The following is a 17,806-nucleotide window of genomic DNA, read 5'->3' as shown; positions in this document are numbered from 1 at the left end:
TCGGCTGGATGGTTCGCTGGCGCCGCCTGGTGCGGGACTACGAGGCCAGGCTCGATGTGTCCGAAGCCTTCGTGCAGGTCGCCATGGGCAGCCTGCTGCTACGCCGCATCAGCCACTGAGTGCATTCTCAAACGGGCTCTGAAGAGCAAGCTCGCCGGTATCATCGCGGTGATGCTGGGCGTGCTGTTTCTCGAGCAGGTCATCAACGTGCCGCCCGGCCTGCGCCTGCTGGCCTCCGGCATCGCCACCGCCGGGGTGATCTTCGCCTTGAGCCACTTCATCCAGGTGCAGCCGCCCAAGGACTGAGGCAGCCTGGCCGCCCGCCATCGCAGACGCCGGTCGCCGCGGACCGGGTCTCGCTTCGGGCCTGACTTCGCGGTGAATCGAGAGCCCGTATTGATGTACAGTGGGATAAAGTAGTGTATATTGCCTGAATGGAGCCTCCGGTCTCTTCAGAGGCCGGCGAGACCTGTCCCATCCGTATCTCGGCTGCTCTGGTGAGGCAGTCGGCCAGATCGTGCACGCGATTTTCTCCCCGGTTTCGTGCGAGTTCCGGTCCGACTGCATCCTGATCGAACGCCTCGACCTTGATCCACCCGTCAGAGCTGCGCCGCAGCCTCGTACAGCCCTTGGTGAACGCAGAACGAGTTTCAGCGCCAACCAGTTCGGAGCTGACCCATGTCCACGCTTCGCTCCCTCTACGACGCAGCCACCGGCCCGACCTATGTGTCGACCGGCCACCTGCCCCAGTCGGAGATGGTGCAGCAGCTCGTCGTCGAGGCCTATGAGCGCTACCGGCCGAACACCGATGGCCGGGTATCCAACGTCTACCCGGCACTCGCGAGAGTCGCGGGCGACCTGTTCGGCATCTGCGTGGTCGGCACCAGCGGCAATGTCTACGAGATCGGCGACGCGGCGCACGAGTTCTCGATCATGAGCGTGTCCAAGCCCTTCGTGTTCGCGCTCGTGTGCCAGGCGCTGGGGCCCGAGGAGTGCCGGGACAAGCTCGGCGCGAACAGTACCGGGCTGCCGTTCAATTCCCTGGCGGCGATCGAGTGGAGCGCCGACGGGCGGACCAACCCGATGGTGAATGCCGGCGCCATTGCGGCGACCAGCCTCGTGCCGGGTGCCACGGCCGACGACAAGTGGCAGAACATCTATGTGGGGTTGTGCGGCTTTGCCGGGCGGAAGCTGTCGCTGAACGAGGAGGTTTATGCCTCTGCCTCGGCGACCAACCTCCGCAACCGGAGCATCGCCCGGCTGCTCGAGAGCCTCGGCCGGATCTACTGCGACTGCGACCTGGCGGTCGACCTGTACACCCGGCAGTGCTCCTTGAACGTGAGCGCGCATGATCTGGCGGTGATGGGGTCGACCCTGGCCGATGGCGGCGTGAACCCGGTCACCCGGGAAAGGATCGTAGCTGCGGCCACCTGCCATTACGCGCTGGCAGTGATGGCGACGGCCGGCCTCTACGAGAGCTCGGGCGACTGGCTCTACGACATCGGCCTGCCGGGCAAAAGCGGCATCGGCGGCGGCATCGTCACCGTCTCGCCCGGCAAGGGCGGGCTCGGCACGTTCGCCCCGCCGCTCGACCGCATAGGCAACAGCGTCAAGGGCCAACTGGTCGCGAGGTTCCTGTCCCAGCGGCTGGGCATGGACCTGTTCGTCTCGAAGCCCGAGGTCTGAGCCAGTTCGCAGGCCCCGTCCGTGCGGCCTGCCATCTCGATCACACAAAGGAACGACCGTAGCGGGAAAGGGCCAAGGCGATGCGCAGCGCAGCAATACCGGCGGCCGGAGCGGAGGACGACGCGCAGTCGACCTGGCTGCCGATGATCGTCATCGCCCTGGGCCAGGTGCTGATGTCGTTCAACGTCGCTTCCCTGCCCGTCGCCATCGGCGGGATGGTCGACAGCTTCGGCGTGCCGCCGACCACGATCGCTACCGGGATCGTCATGTACTCGCTCTCCGTGGCCGGCTTGGTCATGCTGGGCGCCAAGCTTTGCCAGCGGTTCGGTGCGCAGCCCGTGTTCCGCGGGGTGGTGCTGATCTTCGGACTGGCCATGGTGCTGATGACGTTCAGCCCGAACGCGACGGTGATGATCGCCGCACAGGGCTTGGCCGGAATGGCCGGTGCAGCACTGGTCCCCTCCCTGGTGGCGCTGATCGCCAACAATTACCGGGGGCGGCAACAGGCCACTGCCCTGGGCGCCCTGGGCTCGGCCCGTGCCGGGGCTGGCGTGGCCGCCTTTCTCATCGGCGGCGTCCTGGGCACGTTCATCGGCTGGCGCCCGGCCTTCGGCATCCTGATTGCCCTCTCGGCGATCGTGTTCGTGCTGAGCTTCCGGCTCAGGCGGGACGAGGGCCGGCCCGACGTGCAGATCGACCTGGTGGGCGTCGTCCTGGCGGCCGCCGCCATCATCCTCATCAGCTTCGGCTTCAACAATTTGAACCGGTGGGGGCTGGGCTTGGCCCGCCCAGGCGCGCCGTTCGACCTTCTGGGGCTGTCGCCGGCACCGGTCATGATCGTGCTCGGCATCGTGCTGGGCCAGGCGTTCCTGATGTGGACCCACCGGCGGCAGGCGGCCGGGAAGACGCCGCTGCTGGCGTTGGAAGTGATCGATTCGCCCAAGGAGCGGGCCGCCGTCTATGCGATGTTCACCATCGTCGCTCTGGAGGCGGCGCTCAACTTCACGGTGCCGCTCTATATCCAGATCGTCCAGGGGCGCACGCCGCTGGACACGGCGATCGCCATGATGCCGTTCAACCTGTCCGTCTTCGTCGCGGCCCTGCTGATCGTGCGCCTGTATGACCGGCTCCCGCCCCGCCAGATCGGGCGGCTCGCCTTCGCACTGTCCGCCGTGGCCCTGGTCTGGCTGGCGGTGGTCGTCCGCAACGACTGGAGCACCTTCCCGGTGCTGGTCGGGCTCGTCCTGTTCGGCATCGGCCAGGGCTCGCTCGTGACCCTGTTGTTCAACGTCCTGGTCACCGCCTCGCCCAAGGAACTGGCCGGCGACGTGGGCTCGCTGCGCGGCACCACCAACAACCTGGCCGCGGCCGTCGGCACCGCGGTCGCGGGTGCGCTGGTGGTGGGCCTGCTGAGTGCCGGCGTGATGCGCAGCCTCGTGGACAACCCGGTCATCCCGGTGGAGCTGAAGGAGGAGGTCGATCTCGACAACGTCAACTTCGTGAGCAATGACCGGCTGCTGGAGGTCATGCGGCAGACCAGCGCCACGCCGGAACAGGTCGAGGAGGCCGTGCGCATCAATACCGAGGCCCGGCTGCGCGCGCTCAAGATCGGCCTGCTGATCATGGCCGGGTTCGCCTTGCTGGCCCTGATCCCGGCAGGACAGCTGCCTGACTACCGGCCGGGGGAGATCCCTCCCCAGCCGAAGCGGGAGGATAGCTGAACCCGATCGACCCCCCCGGCATTTGGCGGCCGAAGTCCGGCGTCTGCGGGAGGAAGGAAAGCTCCGCGCCTCGAGATCGCCGGACCGGCGTCTATCGGCTATTGGCGGATCTGTGTGTGCCGGCTGTCACTCAGGAGGCTGCGTCAGTCGCCCTCCTTGCCTTCATTGAGCTCGTCCAGCACCGCTTCGGGAGCAACATCCCTTTTGATCTCTTCAATCGCGGCAGCGTCGTTGACCCTGACATTCAGATGGGCAGCAATGGCCGTGACGACGTCCGAAAGCTTGGTCAACTCGTGCTCGGTCAGCAGATTGATATGAAGATCGAGATCGGCGCGTTTATCAGCCGCAGCGGCCGTACGGTTCTGGCTGATCAGCACGAAGGTGGACAAGAAGATCGCCTCGACCGACGCCACCATCGCCAGGATCACGAAGGACGGATCAAACCTCGGTACGCCCGGTACGACCCCCAGATTGACCACGATCCATGTGCCGTAGAGAGCCACATGGAGGTACACGAAGCGCATGCTGCCGGTGAACGAAGTGATCGCCTGGGCTAGCCGTTCCTCGCGTGTTGCCGAGGCTGCCTCCTGTCGGCGCCGCTCGGCGATGGCGTCGATATTGCGCTTGAGCGCGCTGTTCAGGTTCGGCGGTGGTGGCGGTGGGACAGTCGGTGTCGTGGCGGACATAGCGGCATAAGCTCGATCTTGGTTTCGCCGTTCAAAATCCTGCTGCACGCCCAGGGTTGCATCGACCAGCGCCGCGCCGGAGCAGGTCGAGGAGGCCGCGCCTAGCCGGAACAGAAGCGGGCAGGCTCATGGCTGATCCGTTCCGGCGGTGCATCGCAGCCAATGCATCCGTCAGCCGTTCAGTTTCGTACGGGACCTGGGCCACCGCTGCGAGCCGCAATGAAACCGACGCATCCGGGTGCGTTCATCCGCAACGAGATCCTGGCTGACCTGGAGCTGACCACCGAACGGGCAGCCGACATCCTGGGCGTCGACAGCGATAGCCTGGCGGACCTGCTCCACGAGCGGATCAGCCTGTCACCGGAGATGGCGCTGCGGGTGGAAATGGCCTTCGGCCTCAGCCTGGAGACCTTGCTGCGCCTGCAGGCACGCTTCGACGCTTGGGCGATCCGGCGACGCGCGGATGAGATCGAGGTGAGACGCTACAAGCCGCGGTGACGGGCCTGCGACGGTACGGCTTTGACAGGAGCGGTGACGGCCGGCTAGCCTTGTACAAAGTTAGGCAGCAAAGAACATAAGTTCAGGGAGTGTCACCGGCTGATGGACACGGTCATCGGCGTCGACAGCAGCACCACCGCGACCAAGGCGATCGCGTTCGACCAAGCCGGCACGCCTCTGGCGGAAGGCCGGGCGGCGATTCCGATGAGCCAGCCGGGCCCCGGCGCATTCGAGCAGGAGCCAAGTGCATGGTGGGCAGCACTGGTCGAGGCGCTCGCCGATCTGGGCGGCAAGATCGACCTCACCACGGCGCGGGCACTCACCATCGCCAACCAGCGCGAGACCGTGGGGTTTCTCGACGCGGCCGGCGAGTCGGTGCGGCCGGCGCTGGTCTGGCTGGACGAGCGCGGCCGGCCGGACATCGAGATCATGGCGGACGCGCTGGGTGCGGATCGGCTGCACCGGATCAGCGGCAAGGCGCCGGACCTCACGCCCGCGGTCTACAAGCTCAACTGGCTGCGCCGCACGGAGCCCGCCGCGTTCGCCAGGGTCGCGCACGTGGTCGACGTCCACGGCTATCTCGTCCGGCGCCTGACCGGCAGCGCGCGGACCAGCTGGGCCAGCGCCGATCCACACGGCCTCTACGACCTGGAGCACAAGCGGCTTTCGTCGGAGATCCTGGACTGGTTCGGCCTGACCGAGGGCCACTTCCTGCAGCCCGAGCGCCCCGGCACCGTGCTCGGCGCGGTCACCGCCGCGGCCGCGGCCGCAACCGGCCTGCCGGCGGGCATTCCGGTCGCGGCTGGTGGCGGCGATGGCCAGTGCGCCGGGCTCGGCTGCGCGATCCTCGAGCCGGGTGCCGCCTATCTCAACCTCGGCACCGCTACCGTGCTCGGCGTGTACAGCCAGGACTATGTGGTCGACCGCGCGTTCCGCACCGTGTCGAGCCTGACCGGTACCGGCTATCTGTGCGAGTACGTGCTGCGCACCGGCGCGTTCCTCACCGACTGGCTGATGACCAGCCTGCTGGACAAGGGCACCGACCCCGCATCGTTCGCGCGGATCGAGCAGGAGGCCGCTTCCGTGCCGGCGGGCTCCTGCGGGCTGCTGCTCCTGCCCTACTGGAGCGGCGTGATGCAGCCGCACTGGGACCCGGACGCACGCGGCGTGCTGGTGGGCCTCGGTGCCGAGCACCGGCAGGGGCATGTGTACCGGGCCCTGATCGAGGGCATTGCGTTGGACTTGGCTTCGGGATGCCAAGCGATCGAGGCGGTGAGCGGTACGGCGATCGACCGGTTCGTGGCGATCGGCGGCGGCGCGCGCAGCGAGCTGTGGCGCCAGATCGTGGCGGATGCCACCGGCAAGGAAGTGCAGGTGTCCGACACGGTGGAAGTCTCCTGCCTGGGGGCCGCGATGGTCGCCGCGACCGCGGCTGGCTGGTATCCGGACGCTGCGGCCGCATCCCGCGCCATGGCCGGCCGCCTGCGCGAGCGCCGGCTCCCCGACCCGGCGACCCATGCCCGGTACGGGAGGCTCCGCGAGCTCCATGCCGGCCTCTACCCGGCCCTGCAGCGGACCTATGCCGGTCTCGCCGCCTTTCGCGAGGAATCCAGAACGTGAGCGACGTCGTCCGGGACGTGGTCGAGGGCCGGTTCTTCGCGCCCGAGCTCGGCCAGAACCTGCCCTCCCCGATCCAGCTCCTGGAGATCGCTCCGTCCCTGGCCGGCCGGGAGCGGGCGCTGGTCGAGAGCGTGGGGCTCACCGGCCGGCTCGCCGTGGTCGCCGACCAGAACACCACGCCGGTGATGGGCCGGCGGGTCCATGACGCCCTGCCGAATGCCGCGCTCGTGGTCCTGGACCATCCGAAGGCGGACGAGGCGACCGCAGCACAGCTCCAGGAGCGCGTGGCCGACTGTGACCACCTGATCGCGGTGGGCTCGGGCACGCTCAACGACCTGTGCAAGTACGTCTCGCACCGCACCGGCCGGGCCTGCGCGGTGTTCGGCACCGCGGCGTCGATGGACGGCTATGTGACCACCACCGTGTCGATCACCCGTGGCGGCTATAAGCTGACCCTGCCGGCCCAGGCGCCAAGGGGTGTGTTCTTCGACCTGGAGGTGATGGCCGCAGCGCCCGAGTTCGCGACACTGGCAGGCTTCGGCGACACGATCTGCCGCAGCGTCTGCCAGGTCGACTGGCTGCTCTCCCATCTCCTGCTCGACACGGTCTATGCCGAGACGCCCTATGCGATGATGGCTGCCGACGAGCAGCCGCTCTACGAGCTGGCCGGAAGACTCAGGCAGGGCGACCAGGCGGCCGTGCTGCAGCTGGTCCGGCTTTCCGTCCTGTCCGGCTGCGGCGTGCTGGTGACCGGCACCAGTCATTGCGGCTCGATGGGCGAGCACCAGATCAGCCATTATATCGACATGCTGCTGCGCCCCCACCCCGGCACGCTGCATGGCCAGCAGGTCGGCATCGCCACCTGGACCATGGCGCGGCTCCAGGCGCACTACCTGGCGAGCGACATAGCACCCGTCCTGGCACCGCTCACCTTCACCGATGCCGAGCTGGCCCAGCGCTATGGCGAGCTGGCCGGCGGAGTGAAGGAGGCGATCGCGCGCAAGCCCTTCGATGCGGCGGCGACCGCACGGCTGAACCGGCGCCTCCAGGACCGCTGGCCGGAGATCCGGCAGCGCCTCCTGGCGGTCATGCTGCCGCTGGAACGGATGGAGGACGCGATCCGGGGCGCCGGCATGCCGAAGACCGCAGCCGAGATCGGGATCGATCCCACCTTCTACCGCCAAGCGGTCCGCCACGCGCTGGAGATCCGCGACCGCTACGGCTTTCTCGATCTCGCCGCCCAGGCCGGCGGGCTCGACGGGTTCGCCGCCGGCGAGACATGATCGACCAGGACGAGCAGCGGCGCACCCGGATCGCCTGGCTCTATTATGTGGAGGGCCGTACCCAGGCCGAGATCGCCGCGACACTCGGCATCAACCGGGTGAAGGTGCTGCGCGACTTGGCAGCCGCGCGCGATACCGGCCTCGTGCAGATCCGCATCCATGGCCGCCTGGCCGGCTGCGTGGCCCTGGAACGGGAGCTGTGCCAGCACTTTGGGCTGCGCGATGCGGTGGTCCTGCCCACACCGCAGGATCCGGCGAGCCTGCCCGTGGTGCTGGGCACCGCCGCCGGCCACTACCTGTCCGACCGCCTGGATCCCGGCATGACTCTGGGCATCGGCTGGGGCCGCACCCTGCGCTGGAGTGCCCGCTCGATCCAGCGCCGGAGCATGCAGGACCTCACCATTGTCTCGCTGATGGGCGGCCTCGGCCGGGCCTCGGAGTTCAATACCTACGAGACCGCGGCGCGTCTCGCCGAGGCCCTGGACGCGACCTGCCTGTATCTGGCGGCCCCCACCTATGCCTCCAGCCCGGCGCTGCGCGACCTCCTGCACGCACAGGACTCCCTGGCGGAGGTCCGCGCCCGTGCGATGCAGGCGCAGATGGTCCTGTTCAGCGTCGGCACGCTCGGCCCCGACGCCCCGACCCTGACCCGCGGCCTGCTGACCGACACAGAGCAGGCTTCGCTTAGCACCGCGGGAGCCGTCGGCGACCTGCTCGGCCATTTCCTCGGGCCCGACGGCCGACTGCTCGACCACCCGGTCAACCGCCGGGTGGTCGGCGTGGCGCCGGACGAGCTGGCGGCAGTGCCCGTCCGCATCCTGGCATCGGGCGGGCCGGAAAAGGGCCAAGTCATGCGCGCGGTGCTTACCGCCGGCTACGCCAACCTGCTGATCACCGACCAGCAGGCGGCGGAGGCGCTGTGTGCCCATGCGCGTTAGATGGCGTGCCTCTACCGTCTCGTGGTGCGTGCGGAGGGAGCAGATTGTCCAAGACCGATGGCCAAGTTCTCGTCCTCACCGGTCCGCCGGGCTCGGGGAAGACCACGATGGCCCGTGCGCTGGCCACACTTGCGGATAGGCCGGCCGTGCATCTGCATGCCGACGACTTCTGGCACTTCATCAAGTGCGGTGCGATCCCTCCTTATCTTCCCGATGCCGACGAGCAGAACCAGACCGTGATGCAGGCCCTAGCGCAGGCGACAGCGGCCTACGCCCGAGGCGGGTTCTTCGTCGTGGTGGATGGCATCGTAGGACCGTGGTTCCTCCAGCCATTCCGCGCCGTCCAAGCGCCGCTGCACTACGTGGTCCTGCGCGTGCCCCTGCCGATCACGCTGGAACGCTGCCGCCGCCGTGGTGGCGACACGCTCACTGCGTCCGGTCCGATCTCATCCCTGCACGAGCAGTTCGCCACGCTGGGTGCGTTGGAGCGCCACGCGATCGACCTGGACGGACACGGGCCCGAGCAAGCCCTGGCCGCGGTCCGGGAGGCCCTAACCAACGGCAGGTTCCGCCTGTCGCCTCAGCTCCCGTAGCGCCTGGCGCGGTCCATGATCGCCTTGGCGCGCTCCAGGATCGGATAGTCGATCAGCTTGTTGTCGACCGTAAACGCGCCATGGCCCTGCTCCTCGGCTTGGCGCATCCCGTCCAGCACCCGGCGCGCCCAGTCGACTTCCTGCGGCTCGGGCGCGAACACGTCCTGGATGATGCCGACCTGGTCCGGATGGATCGCCAGCTTGCCCTGGTAGCCCATGGCCTTGACCCGCCGGGCATTGGCCAGGAGGCCGTCGCTGTCGCGGATGTCGGCGAACACGCTGTCGATCGGACTGGGCAGCCCGCCGGCACGCGAGGCGATCACCACGGCGCCGCGCGCATGCTGGCACTCGGCCTCACCGCTGGTCCACTCGACGCCGAGATCACCCGTGAAGTCGCCGGCCCCGAACGCCAGGCAGAACGGCCGGGCGATCCGTGCCTGCACGATGTCGCCCAGGTTCAGGATGCCCTTGGCGGTCTCGACGATGCCGATCAACTCCAGCGTGCTGCACGGCAGGCCGCGCGCCCGTTCCCAGGCACGCAGCAGCGCATCCAGCTCGAGCACGTCGGCGGCCGCCTCGATCTTGGGCAGGACGATGCCGCGCAGGCCGGGATGCACCACGCCCGCCAGGTCCTCTTCCCCACAGGCGACAGTGAATGCGGTCGAGGCGCGCACCGGGTTGATCCGCACGAACGCCCGGCCCGGGTGCACGCCGACGCACTCGGCGGCCTTCTCCCTGGCCAGCGGCTTCTCGGCGGGCGGCACCGCGTCCTCCAGGTCGAGGATCAGGGCATCGACGGCAAAGCCGGTGGCCTTCTCGCGGAAGCGGTCGCGATGGGCGGGCACGAACAGGAGCGCGCGCGGCGGCACGTACATGGAATTACTCCGAGGGCGGAACCGGAGCACGCCTTCGCGGCGGCTCCGCGGATGGGACGTCGGCATGCTCCGCTGCCGGCACGATGGGGTCGTCCGTGCGCTGCGCATCGCGGATCGAGGTGCGCAGGGTCTCGCCGGCGCTCAGGATGTGCTCGCGCATCAGATGCTCGGCCCGCACCGCCTGGCGGTCGATGATGCACTCCAGGATCTTCTTGTGCTCCTGGTTGTACTGGGCGAGTTCCTCGGCCGTGTAGGAGGCGAAGATCGGCGGATAGACCGAGGGGATCTGCCGGACCATCTGCAGCATCGGCTGGAGGAAGCGGTTCTCGACCGATTCGATGATGCTTTGGTGGAACACTTGGTTGTGGTGGCGCCAGGAATCGCGGGCATGGTTGTCGAGCGGCCCGGTCTTGCGCAGCAGTTTCTCGACCTGGTCGATCGCCTGGCGGGCTACACGCTCGTCGTCCAGCTTCATGCCGCGCTCGGCGGTCACCCGGCAGGCCATCCCCTCCAGGAGGGCGCGCATCTCGTAGGCTTCGATGATGTCCCGGACATGGAAGGGCCGGACGATGAAGCCGCGGTTCGGGTTGTACTCGAGCAGGCCGTCCTTCTCGTTCGCGGCCAGGGCCGCGCGCACCGGCGTGCGGGAGACCGCGAACTGCTCGGCCAGGGCCGCCTCACGCAGGTGCTGGCCAGACGCGAACTCCCCGCGCAGGATCATGTCGCGGATGCGCGCGGTCAGCTCTTGGGACGTCAGTTTCATGCGGTCTCCGGATCGAGATGCGGGCGGCGCTCAGATAGCACCCTTGCCGCGCAACTCTTCTATGCGCGCCGCATCCAGGCCAAGCAGGTCGCGCAGCACCTCGTCGGTATGCGCACCCAGTGCCGGGCCCAGCCAGCGCACGGCGCCGGGCGTGCCGCTCATGCGCGGGATCACGTTCGGGATCGCGACCTCGCCTGCCCGCGGATCCGTCACGCGCAGGATGTTGCCGCGTGCGGCGTAGTGCGGATCGGTGAAGATCTCGTCGATCCCGTAGACCGGGCCGCACGGCACCTCGGCTCCCGAGCAGCGGGCCAGCACCTCATCGCGCGGCATCGAGCCGGTCCAGTCGGCGACCATGCCGTTGACCTCGCCGCGCCGCTCGATCCGGGCCTTGTTGGTGGCGTAGCGCGGGTCCTCTTTCAGTTCCGGGCGACCCATGACGTCGGCCAGCCGGCCGAAGATCTTGTCGTTGGTGCAGGCGATCGCCACCCAGCGGTCGTCCGAGGTCGGGTAGTGGCTGTGCGGGACCACGATCGGGGTCTCGGCACCCTCGCGGCGGCGGACGAAGCCGAACCGGTCATAGGCCGGCGCCACCTCGTCCAAGATCCGGAAGATCGCCTCGTAGAGCGCCATGTCGATGACCTGGCCCTTGCCGGTACGGGCGCGCGCGTGGAGCGCCATCTGCACGGCAAGCGCGCCGTAGAGCCCGGCCATGTAGTCGGCGAGCGTGGCCGAACCGGGCTGGGCCGGCGGGCGGTCCGGCTCGCCGGACAGGAAGGAGATGCCGCCGAACGCGTTGGCGATCCGGCCAAAGCACGGCCGGTTGGCATAAGGCCCGGTCTGGCCGTAGCCGGACACGCGCAAGAGGATCAGCTTCGGGTTGACCTCAGACAGGACATCCCAGCCCAGCCCCCAGCGCTCCAGCGTCCCGGCCTGGAAGTTCTCGCACACCACATCGCTGACCCGGACCAGGTCCTTGAACAGCTCGGCTCCTTCCGGCGTGCGCAGGTCCAGGCAGACCGACTTCTTGTTCCGCGCCTCGCTCAGCCAGACCAGCGTGTCGCCGCATTCGGTCTGGGTGCCCAGGCGCCTTGCATGGTCGCCGATCTTGGGCAGCTCGATCTTGAGCACCTCCGCACCGAACTCGGCCATGATCGTCGCGGCATAGGGAGCGGCGATGAAGGTGCCGATGTCGAGGACGCGCAGGCCGGCCAGCGCAGCTTCAGAGGCCGCTTCGACGGGATGGGTTGCTTCAGCAGAGGTCATGATAGCGGTTCCGGCAGGTCAGTAGCTGGCCAGGAGCGGGAAGGCCCAGACCAGCGCCAGCAAGAGGCACTGGAGGAAGGTGAAGGGCCAAAAGGCGTTGAAGATCGTCTCGAGCCTGATGTGCGGCGGGGTCACGCTCTTCATGTAGAAGGCGGCCGTGCCGAACGGCGGCGTCAGGTAGCCGATCTGGCAGGTGATCGCGAACAAGACGCCGAACCAGACCAGGTCGTAGCCAAGACTGGTCACGACCGGCCCGAAGATCGGCACGGTGAGCAGGCAGATCGCAGTACCTTCCATGAAGGCGCCGAGAAACACCCAGATCGCCAGCATCACGCCGATGATCGCCCACGGCGGCAGGCTGGAGCCCAGGAACAGGTCCTTCACGAAGCTGGTGCCGCCCAGGAGATTGTAGACACCGATCAGCGCCACCGCGCCGAACACCAGCCAGAGCACGATGCCGGAGGTGCGGATCGTCTGCATGGAAACGTCGGCCAGCATCGACCAGGTGAGCTCGCGGCGCAGGGCCGCCACCAGGATCATCGCGGCCGCACCCAATGCCGCGGCCTCGGTCACGGCGGCCACGCCCAGATAGATGCTGCCCAGCACCCCGGCACCGATCAGGAGCGGCATGACGATCCGGCGCAGCAGCGCCAGCTTCTCGCCGAGCGGCATGTTGCGGCGCTCGTCCGTGGGCGGCGGGCCCATGGCCGGATTCAGGCCGCAGCGGACCAGGATGTAGACGATGAAGCTGCCCGCCATCAAAAAGCCCGGCAGGAACGCCGCGGTGAACAGGTCGCCCACCGAGACGTTGGCGGTCAGGCCGTAGATGATCAGGTTGATGCTGGGCGGGACCATCGAGCCCAGGGCACCGCCCGCACCGATGGTGCCGAGCGCCAGCTTCTCGTCGTAGCCCATGCGCAGGAGCTGCGGCAGGGCGATCATGCCGAGCAGCATGATCTCGCCGCCCACCACGCCGGTCATGGCCGCCATGATGATCGCGACCACCGTGGTCATCGCTGCCAGCCCGCCCGGGCGCTTGGCGCCCCAGACGCTCATCGCGTCGAACAGGTCGCGGGCCACCCCGGTGCGCTCCATCATCCCCGCCATGAAGATGAAGAACGGCAGGGACACGAGCACGTAGGTGTTGATGAAGCTGTAGATCCGGCCGGTGATCAGGATCAGGCTGTTCAGCCGGTCGAAGTCCAGGATGAAGAAGGTGGCGATGATCCCGGTCACCACGCCGAGCGGGACGCCCAACACCATGAGCAGGATCATGCCGCCGAACATCAGGACGGTGATGAGCTCAATTTCCATGGGCGGCCTCCAGCCGGCGCGCCGCGCGCACGAAGTTCACGACCGCCTGCAGCAGCAGGAGCGCGCAGGCGAGGAACAGCACGCCGCGGACCAGTGCCGGCAGCGGCACGTCCCAGGCCGAGCCCAGCGTCTCCGGGCGCCATCGCCCGCCGCGGAAGCGGAAGATCGACGCTGCGGCCTGGAGCCAGGCGGCATAGGTCAGGACCAGCCCCCACAGGATCAGCAGGATCGCCGAGAACAGGTCGATCACGCGCCGGATCTTTGGGCCGAACCGGTCATAGACGAAGGTGACACGGATGAATTCCTGGCGCTGCAGGACATAGGGGCCCGCCAGCACGAAGGTCAGCGCGCACAGGCTGGTGGTCAGCGGGTGCACCCAGTTGGTCGGCTGGCTGAAGCCGTAGCGCGCGATCACCTCATAGGTGGAGATCGCGATCGCCGGGACGATCAGTACTGCCGCGAGGGCGCCGGACGCCTTCGACAGGCGGTCGATCCACATGTCGCGAAATCCCGGGAGAGAGGCGAGAACGCATTCGAAGCGAAGGCAAGGCGGAGGGCAGGGACGCGCGGCCCCTGCCCTCCTTCAGCTCACAGCAGGCCGATCTGCTGCATGAAGGCGATGTGCGCCTCGTAGGCCTGCTTCGCGAGCTCGCTGCCTTCGGCGTATTCCTTCACCGCCTCGGCGGCGATGCCGCGCAGCTTCTGGCGCTCCTCCGGGGACCAGTCGATCAGCTCCACCCCTTCCTCCGCGACCACGGCCTTGGCCGCCTTCTGGTCGTCGATCAGGGTCTGCGCGTTCATGTCGGCCGCGAACTGCCTGGTCGCAGTCTCGACGATCGCCTTCAGGTCGTCCGGCAGCTCGTTCCAGCGGTCCAGGTTCACCGAGATGTCGCAGGCCGGCATCGAGCTGATCCCGGGATAGAGCGAATACTTGGCGGTCTGGTAGAGGCCGACCTGGGCGTTCTGGCCGAGCGTGCTGTAGTCGGTGGCGTCGATCACGCCGGTGCTGAGTGCTTGGAAGATCTCGCTGCCGGGCAGCGAGACGACGCTTGCGCCGAGCGCCGAGAACACCTGCCCGACCACGCCGCCGGGTGCGCGGATCTTCACGCCCTCGAAGTCGGCGGTACTGCGGATCGGCTTGCGCGCCGGGATCGATTCGGCCTGCCAGAAGGACGGGCCCACGAAGTGGACGTTGTAGTCCTGGTAGAGCTCGCGAGCGATCTCGGTGCCGCCGCCATACTCATAGAACATCTGGAACTGCAGCGGCGTGTCGTAGCCGGCCATGAACGAGCCCAGCACGCCGAACGCCGGATCCTCGCCCGCGAAATAGCCGGGCGAGCCGAAATGGCCATCCAGGATGCCCTGGCCGATGGCCTCCAGGGTCTGGTCGGCGGCGACCACCGAATCGACCGGCATGACCTCGATCTTCAGCCGACCGCCCGACATGGCGTCGACGTTCTTGGCGAAGTCCTCGAACACCTTGTTGGCGGTCGAGCCCGCCGGCATCAGGGACTGCATCTTCCAGTTGATGGTCTCGGCCTGGGCCGCCGAGACGGACAGGGCCAGTGACAAAGCACTGCCGAGGACTGCTCGCTTCCACATGTTAGCCTCCGTTGCTCTTGCTTGCTCGATGTCGCCGGGAAGTCGCTGGTGCCCTCAGCCGGGGATGTTCAGCATCGCCTTGGCCTCGGCGGGCGTGGCGATCTCCCGCCCGCAGGCCTTCGCCAGATCGACGATCCGGCGCACGAGCTCGGCGTTGGTGGGCGCGCCCAGCTCCGCATAGGGATTGTCGCCGATCCCGATCGCCACGTGCCCGCCGGCCTGGATCGCCTGGGCGGCGATCGGGAACAGGTTTCCGGGCTTGGCATTCACGGTCCACTGGACCGGCCGGTGCTTGGGCAGGAAGTCCAGAAAGGCGCGCAGCCCGGCGGCCGTGGGCGGATGGCCGCCCAGGATGGAGCGGTCGGTATGGACCAGGAGCAGGTAGGCCGGATCGTCCAGCAGCCCCATCTCCTGGAACGCCTCGACATAGCGCAGGAACGGGATGGTCCAGCAGGCGAGCGCCGGCTTGACGCCGATCTCGCGAAAGGTCTTCGCGAAGAAGAGCAGCGTCTCGGTGCTGTTGACGTAGCTCTTGGACGTGGTGGTGAACCGCTTCGCCACCGGGTCGTAGATATCGATGTTGGTGCTGCCGATGTCCATCGACGCCAGTTCCGGGCGGAGCGCCGGATCCTGGACCAGGCGCCGGATGTGCGCGACGCGCGCCTCGTCCCCCTGCACCGTGATCTGGCCCAGCGTGGAATGGATCAGCAGGTCGCTGTTGTCCCGGATCGCCCGGATCGTATCGGCATAGGCGTCATAGCCATGCGCAGGCGACCCGTCCGGCTGACGGGCGTGGAAATGCAGGATCGAGGCGCCAGCCGCGCGGATGGCGGCCGCATCCCGGCCGATCTCCTCGGCCGTCCAGGGCACGTTCGGGTTGCCGTCGCGCATCGCGTACTCGTTGACGCGAACCTCGATGATCAACTTCTCCACGCCGCGCTCCGTCACCGCCTGCACACCTGATGGCGGAGCGGAGTACATTGTTTTGAGATTGCATGCAATCCTGCGATGTGGCATGGGAACGTGTACCGACACTGCCTGCGGCGCCGGCCAGGCAGCGGAAAAGATCGGTCATGCGCAATGACGAGGGCTCGGCCGCGCGCAGCACGGTCGGGCCCTGGCATGAGGATGAAGGGGTGGAGCGGCCCCCTTAGGCCCCGGTTACCCGCCAGATGGCGTCGCCCACGTCATCGGCGACCAGCAACGACCCGTCGGGGCCGATGGTGACGCCGACCGGGCGGCCGTAGGACGCCTTCTCGTCGGGGGCGAGGAAGCCCGTCAGGATGTCGCGCGGCGGGCCGGCTGGCCGGCCGTTCTCGAACGGCACGAACACCACCCGGTAGCCGCTGAGCTTGCTGCGGTTCCAGGAACCGTGCTGGCCGATCACCATGCCGTCGCCGAAGCCCGGCAGGGTGCCGGCCGGCAGCCAGCACAGGCCGAGCGAGGCGGTGTGCCCGCCCAGCGCATAGTCCGGCTGGATCGCGCGGGCCACCAGGGCCGGGTCCTGCGGCACCCGGTCATCGACGGTCCGGCCCCAGTAGCAATAGGGCCAGCCATAGAAGCCGCCGTCCTGGACGGAGGTCAGGTAGTCGGGCGGGGTCTCGTCGCCCAGGCCGTCGCGCTCGTTGACCACCGTCCAGAGCGTCTTGGTGGTGGGCTCCCATGCCAGGCCCACCGGATTGCGCAGGCCGGACGCGAAGATCCGGCACGCACCGCTCGCCACGTCGAACTCGTAGATCGCGGCGCGCCCTTCCTCGGCCGCCATGCCGTGCTCGCCGATATTGCTGAGCGAGCCGACCCCGATATAGAGCCTGGTGCCGTCCGGGCTCGGCAGGATGCTGCGGGTCCAGTGCCCGCCCGGCTTGAACTCGGCGAGCTTGCGGCCCGGCCCGCTGATCCGGTCGGCGCCTGACTGATAAGAGAAGGCAACCAGCCCGTCGGTGTTGCCGACATAGAAGGTGTCGTCCAGCAGAGCCATGCCGAACGGCTGGTTCAGCCCGTCCAGGAACACGTGGCGGGTCTCGGCCGTCCCGTCGCCGTCCTCGTCGCGCAGGAGGGTGATCCGGTTCGGGCTCTCGCCGACTGCGGCCGCCCGCTTCATCGTGCTGTACTGGGCAAAGTCGAACGGGCTCTTGACCGCCCCGGGCAGGGTCAGCGCCTCGGCCGCCAGCACGCCGCCGTCCGGCAGCACGTGGATCCAGCGCGGGTGCTTCAATCCGGTGGCGAACGCGTTGACCTTGAGGCCGGGGGCGGCCGTCGGCGTCTGCCCGGCACTCCAGCCCTGCGCCGTCGGCATCTTCAGGGTCGGCAGCGCTCCTTGCGAGCGGGCCGGCGGGATGGTCGGCGCCGTACCGGTGGCCTGGGCGCGGATCCCGTCGTTGCGGTGCCGCACCAGGATCGTCCCGGCACCGATCAGCGCGACCAGGCGGCCGTAGAGATCCGTCAAGTTCATCGCGTTCCCCTTCCTGCAGGCGCCGGGGAAGCTAGCCGTCCAGGCGCCCGCTGGAAATCCGCGATTGCGCCGGGCCGGATCGCACCGAGGCTCCGCCTCCCGTGGGGCCCATCGTCCCGCCGCAGGAAAAGAAGCAGGCGGGGCGGCTCTCGCCGCCCCGCCTCAGCTTCAGGACATCCGTTCCGGTAGGGACCCGCCGCCGCCGGGCCGGCTGCGCCTCAGGCCTTGCAGGCGCTGGTGTAGGCGACCGAGCCCCACTCGCCGGCATAGTTCTTGGTGAAGCCCCACCACTCCTTCTTGGCGTCCCAGGCGTCCCAGCCGCCGCCCTTCTTGACCGAGCCCCAGATGGCGATGCCGTCGCTCAAGCCATAGATGGTGTTGAGCTGCAGCTCCCAGAACTTGGTCGGCAGGTACTCGGTACCCTTGCCCAGCATGGTGTCGTGGTACTGCGGCCAGACGAACGGGATCACCGGCTTGCCGTACTTGCGGGCCTCGGCGATGTTGGCCTT

18 protein-coding genes and 1 pseudogene are annotated in these 17,806 nt (G+C 68.3%); 9 read left to right on the top strand and 10 right to left on the bottom strand.

Annotated elements, in window-relative coordinates; translation table 11 throughout:
- The 4 genes and pseudogenes from HLA95_RS25380 to HLA95_RS25370 all read left to right on the top strand — a co-directional run.
- A pseudogene (locus tag HLA95_RS25380) lies at positions 1-119 on the top strand (IS5/IS1182 family transposase); the annotation flags it as partial.
- A 61-nt stretch (positions 120-180) separates the two neighbouring features.
- Positions 181-306 (top strand): hypothetical protein, encoded by a 126-nt coding sequence (locus HLA95_RS28615; protein WP_255513234.1) that lies wholly within the window; start codon positions 181-183, stop codon positions 304-306.
- A 372-nt stretch (positions 307-678) separates the two neighbouring features.
- The gene (glsA, locus tag HLA95_RS25375; RefSeq protein ID WP_191060566.1) at positions 679-1,686 is read left to right on the top strand and encodes a glutaminase A; all 1,008 of its coding nucleotides are present in this window, start codon (positions 679-681) and stop codon (positions 1,684-1,686) included.
- Positions 1,687-1,766: 80 nt separating this feature from the next.
- On the top strand, positions 1,767-3,407 hold the full coding sequence (locus HLA95_RS25370; RefSeq protein WP_223861595.1) for an MFS transporter: 1,641 nt from the start codon (positions 1,767-1,769) through the stop codon (positions 3,405-3,407).
- A gap of 143 nt (positions 3,408-3,550) precedes the next feature.
- Here HLA95_RS25370 and HLA95_RS25365 read toward each other — a convergent pair whose 3' ends face one another.
- Positions 3,551-4,093, bottom strand: coding sequence for a DUF1003 domain-containing protein (locus HLA95_RS25365; protein WP_191060567.1), 543 nt, complete (start codon positions 4,091-4,093; stop codon positions 3,551-3,553).
- Between the two features lie 219 nt (positions 4,094-4,312).
- Here HLA95_RS25365 and HLA95_RS25360 point away from each other — a divergent pair, with 219 nt between their 5' ends.
- From HLA95_RS25360 to HLA95_RS25340, 5 genes are all read left to right on the top strand, one after another.
- On the top strand, positions 4,313-4,591 hold the full coding sequence (locus HLA95_RS25360) for a HigA family addiction module antitoxin (RefSeq protein ID WP_191060565.1): 279 nt from the start codon (positions 4,313-4,315) through the stop codon (positions 4,589-4,591).
- 102 nt (positions 4,592-4,693) lie between these two features.
- The gene (locus HLA95_RS25355) at positions 4,694-6,211 is read left to right on the top strand and encodes a xylulokinase (RefSeq protein ID WP_222184926.1); all 1,518 of its coding nucleotides are present in this window, start codon (positions 4,694-4,696) and stop codon (positions 6,209-6,211) included.
- Positions 6,208-7,494 (top strand): iron-containing alcohol dehydrogenase, encoded by a 1,287-nt coding sequence (locus tag HLA95_RS25350; protein ID WP_191058713.1) that lies wholly within the window; start codon positions 6,208-6,210, stop codon positions 7,492-7,494. The genes HLA95_RS25355 and HLA95_RS25350 overlap by 4 nt, the downstream gene beginning before the upstream one ends.
- Complete coding sequence (locus HLA95_RS25345) at positions 7,491-8,432, top strand: sugar-binding transcriptional regulator (RefSeq protein WP_191058714.1); 942 nt, start codon at positions 7,491-7,493, stop codon at positions 8,430-8,432. The genes HLA95_RS25350 and HLA95_RS25345 overlap by 4 nt, the downstream gene beginning before the upstream one ends.
- Positions 8,433-8,476: 44 nt before the next feature.
- The gene (locus tag HLA95_RS25340) at positions 8,477-9,025 is read left to right on the top strand and encodes a phosphotransferase-like protein (RefSeq protein ID WP_191058715.1); all 549 of its coding nucleotides are present in this window, start codon (positions 8,477-8,479) and stop codon (positions 9,023-9,025) included.
- Here the strand turns inward: HLA95_RS25340 and HLA95_RS25335 are convergent.
- From HLA95_RS25335 to HLA95_RS25295, 9 genes are all read right to left on the bottom strand, one after another.
- Positions 9,013-9,900 (bottom strand): HpcH/HpaI aldolase/citrate lyase family protein, encoded by an 888-nt coding sequence (locus HLA95_RS25335; protein ID WP_191058716.1) that lies wholly within the window; start codon positions 9,898-9,900, stop codon positions 9,013-9,015. The genes HLA95_RS25340 and HLA95_RS25335 overlap by 13 nt on opposite strands.
- A gap of 4 nt (positions 9,901-9,904) precedes the next feature.
- Positions 9,905-10,663 carry a GntR family transcriptional regulator gene (locus HLA95_RS25330; protein WP_191058717.1) on the bottom strand — a complete coding sequence of 253 codons (759 nt, stop codon included), beginning with the start codon at positions 10,661-10,663 and terminating at the stop codon, positions 9,905-9,907.
- Positions 10,664-10,693: 30 nt separating this feature from the next.
- Positions 10,694-11,929, bottom strand: coding sequence for a CaiB/BaiF CoA transferase family protein (locus HLA95_RS25325; RefSeq protein ID WP_191058718.1), 1,236 nt, complete (start codon positions 11,927-11,929; stop codon positions 10,694-10,696).
- 18 nt (positions 11,930-11,947) lie between these two features.
- Positions 11,948-13,243, bottom strand: coding sequence for a TRAP transporter large permease (locus HLA95_RS25320; protein WP_191058719.1), 1,296 nt, complete (start codon positions 13,241-13,243; stop codon positions 11,948-11,950).
- Positions 13,233-13,742, bottom strand: coding sequence for a TRAP transporter small permease subunit (locus HLA95_RS25315; RefSeq protein ID WP_191058720.1), 510 nt, complete (start codon positions 13,740-13,742; stop codon positions 13,233-13,235). Before HLA95_RS25315 ends, HLA95_RS25320 begins: the two co-directional genes overlap by 11 nt.
- 89 nt (positions 13,743-13,831) lie before the next feature.
- A complete protein-coding gene (locus HLA95_RS25310) occupies positions 13,832-14,845 on the bottom strand; it encodes a TRAP transporter substrate-binding protein (protein ID WP_191058721.1) in 1,014 nt (337 codons plus the stop codon).
- Between the two features lie 54 nt (positions 14,846-14,899).
- Positions 14,900-15,778 (bottom strand): beta-keto acid cleavage family enzyme, encoded by an 879-nt coding sequence (locus tag HLA95_RS25305; RefSeq protein ID WP_222184924.1) that lies wholly within the window; start codon positions 15,776-15,778, stop codon positions 14,900-14,902.
- Positions 15,779-15,995: 217 nt separating this feature from the next.
- Entirely contained in the window at positions 15,996-17,297 is a 1,302-nt protein-coding gene (locus HLA95_RS25300; protein WP_191058723.1) for a PQQ-dependent sugar dehydrogenase, read from the bottom strand.
- A 218-nt stretch (positions 17,298-17,515) separates the two neighbouring features.
- Positions 17,516-17,806: hypothetical protein (locus tag HLA95_RS25295; protein WP_222184922.1), on the bottom strand; the 291-nt coding region annotated here is incomplete at its 5' end.

Origin of the sequence: Geminicoccus harenae (genome assembly GCF_019800005.1) — a bacterium.
Taxonomy (GTDB): domain Bacteria; phylum Pseudomonadota; class Alphaproteobacteria; order Geminicoccales; family Geminicoccaceae; genus Geminicoccus; species Geminicoccus harenae.
The sequence above is the reverse complement of the archived record's forward strand: the minus strand, read 5'-3'. Positions and strand labels throughout refer to the sequence as shown.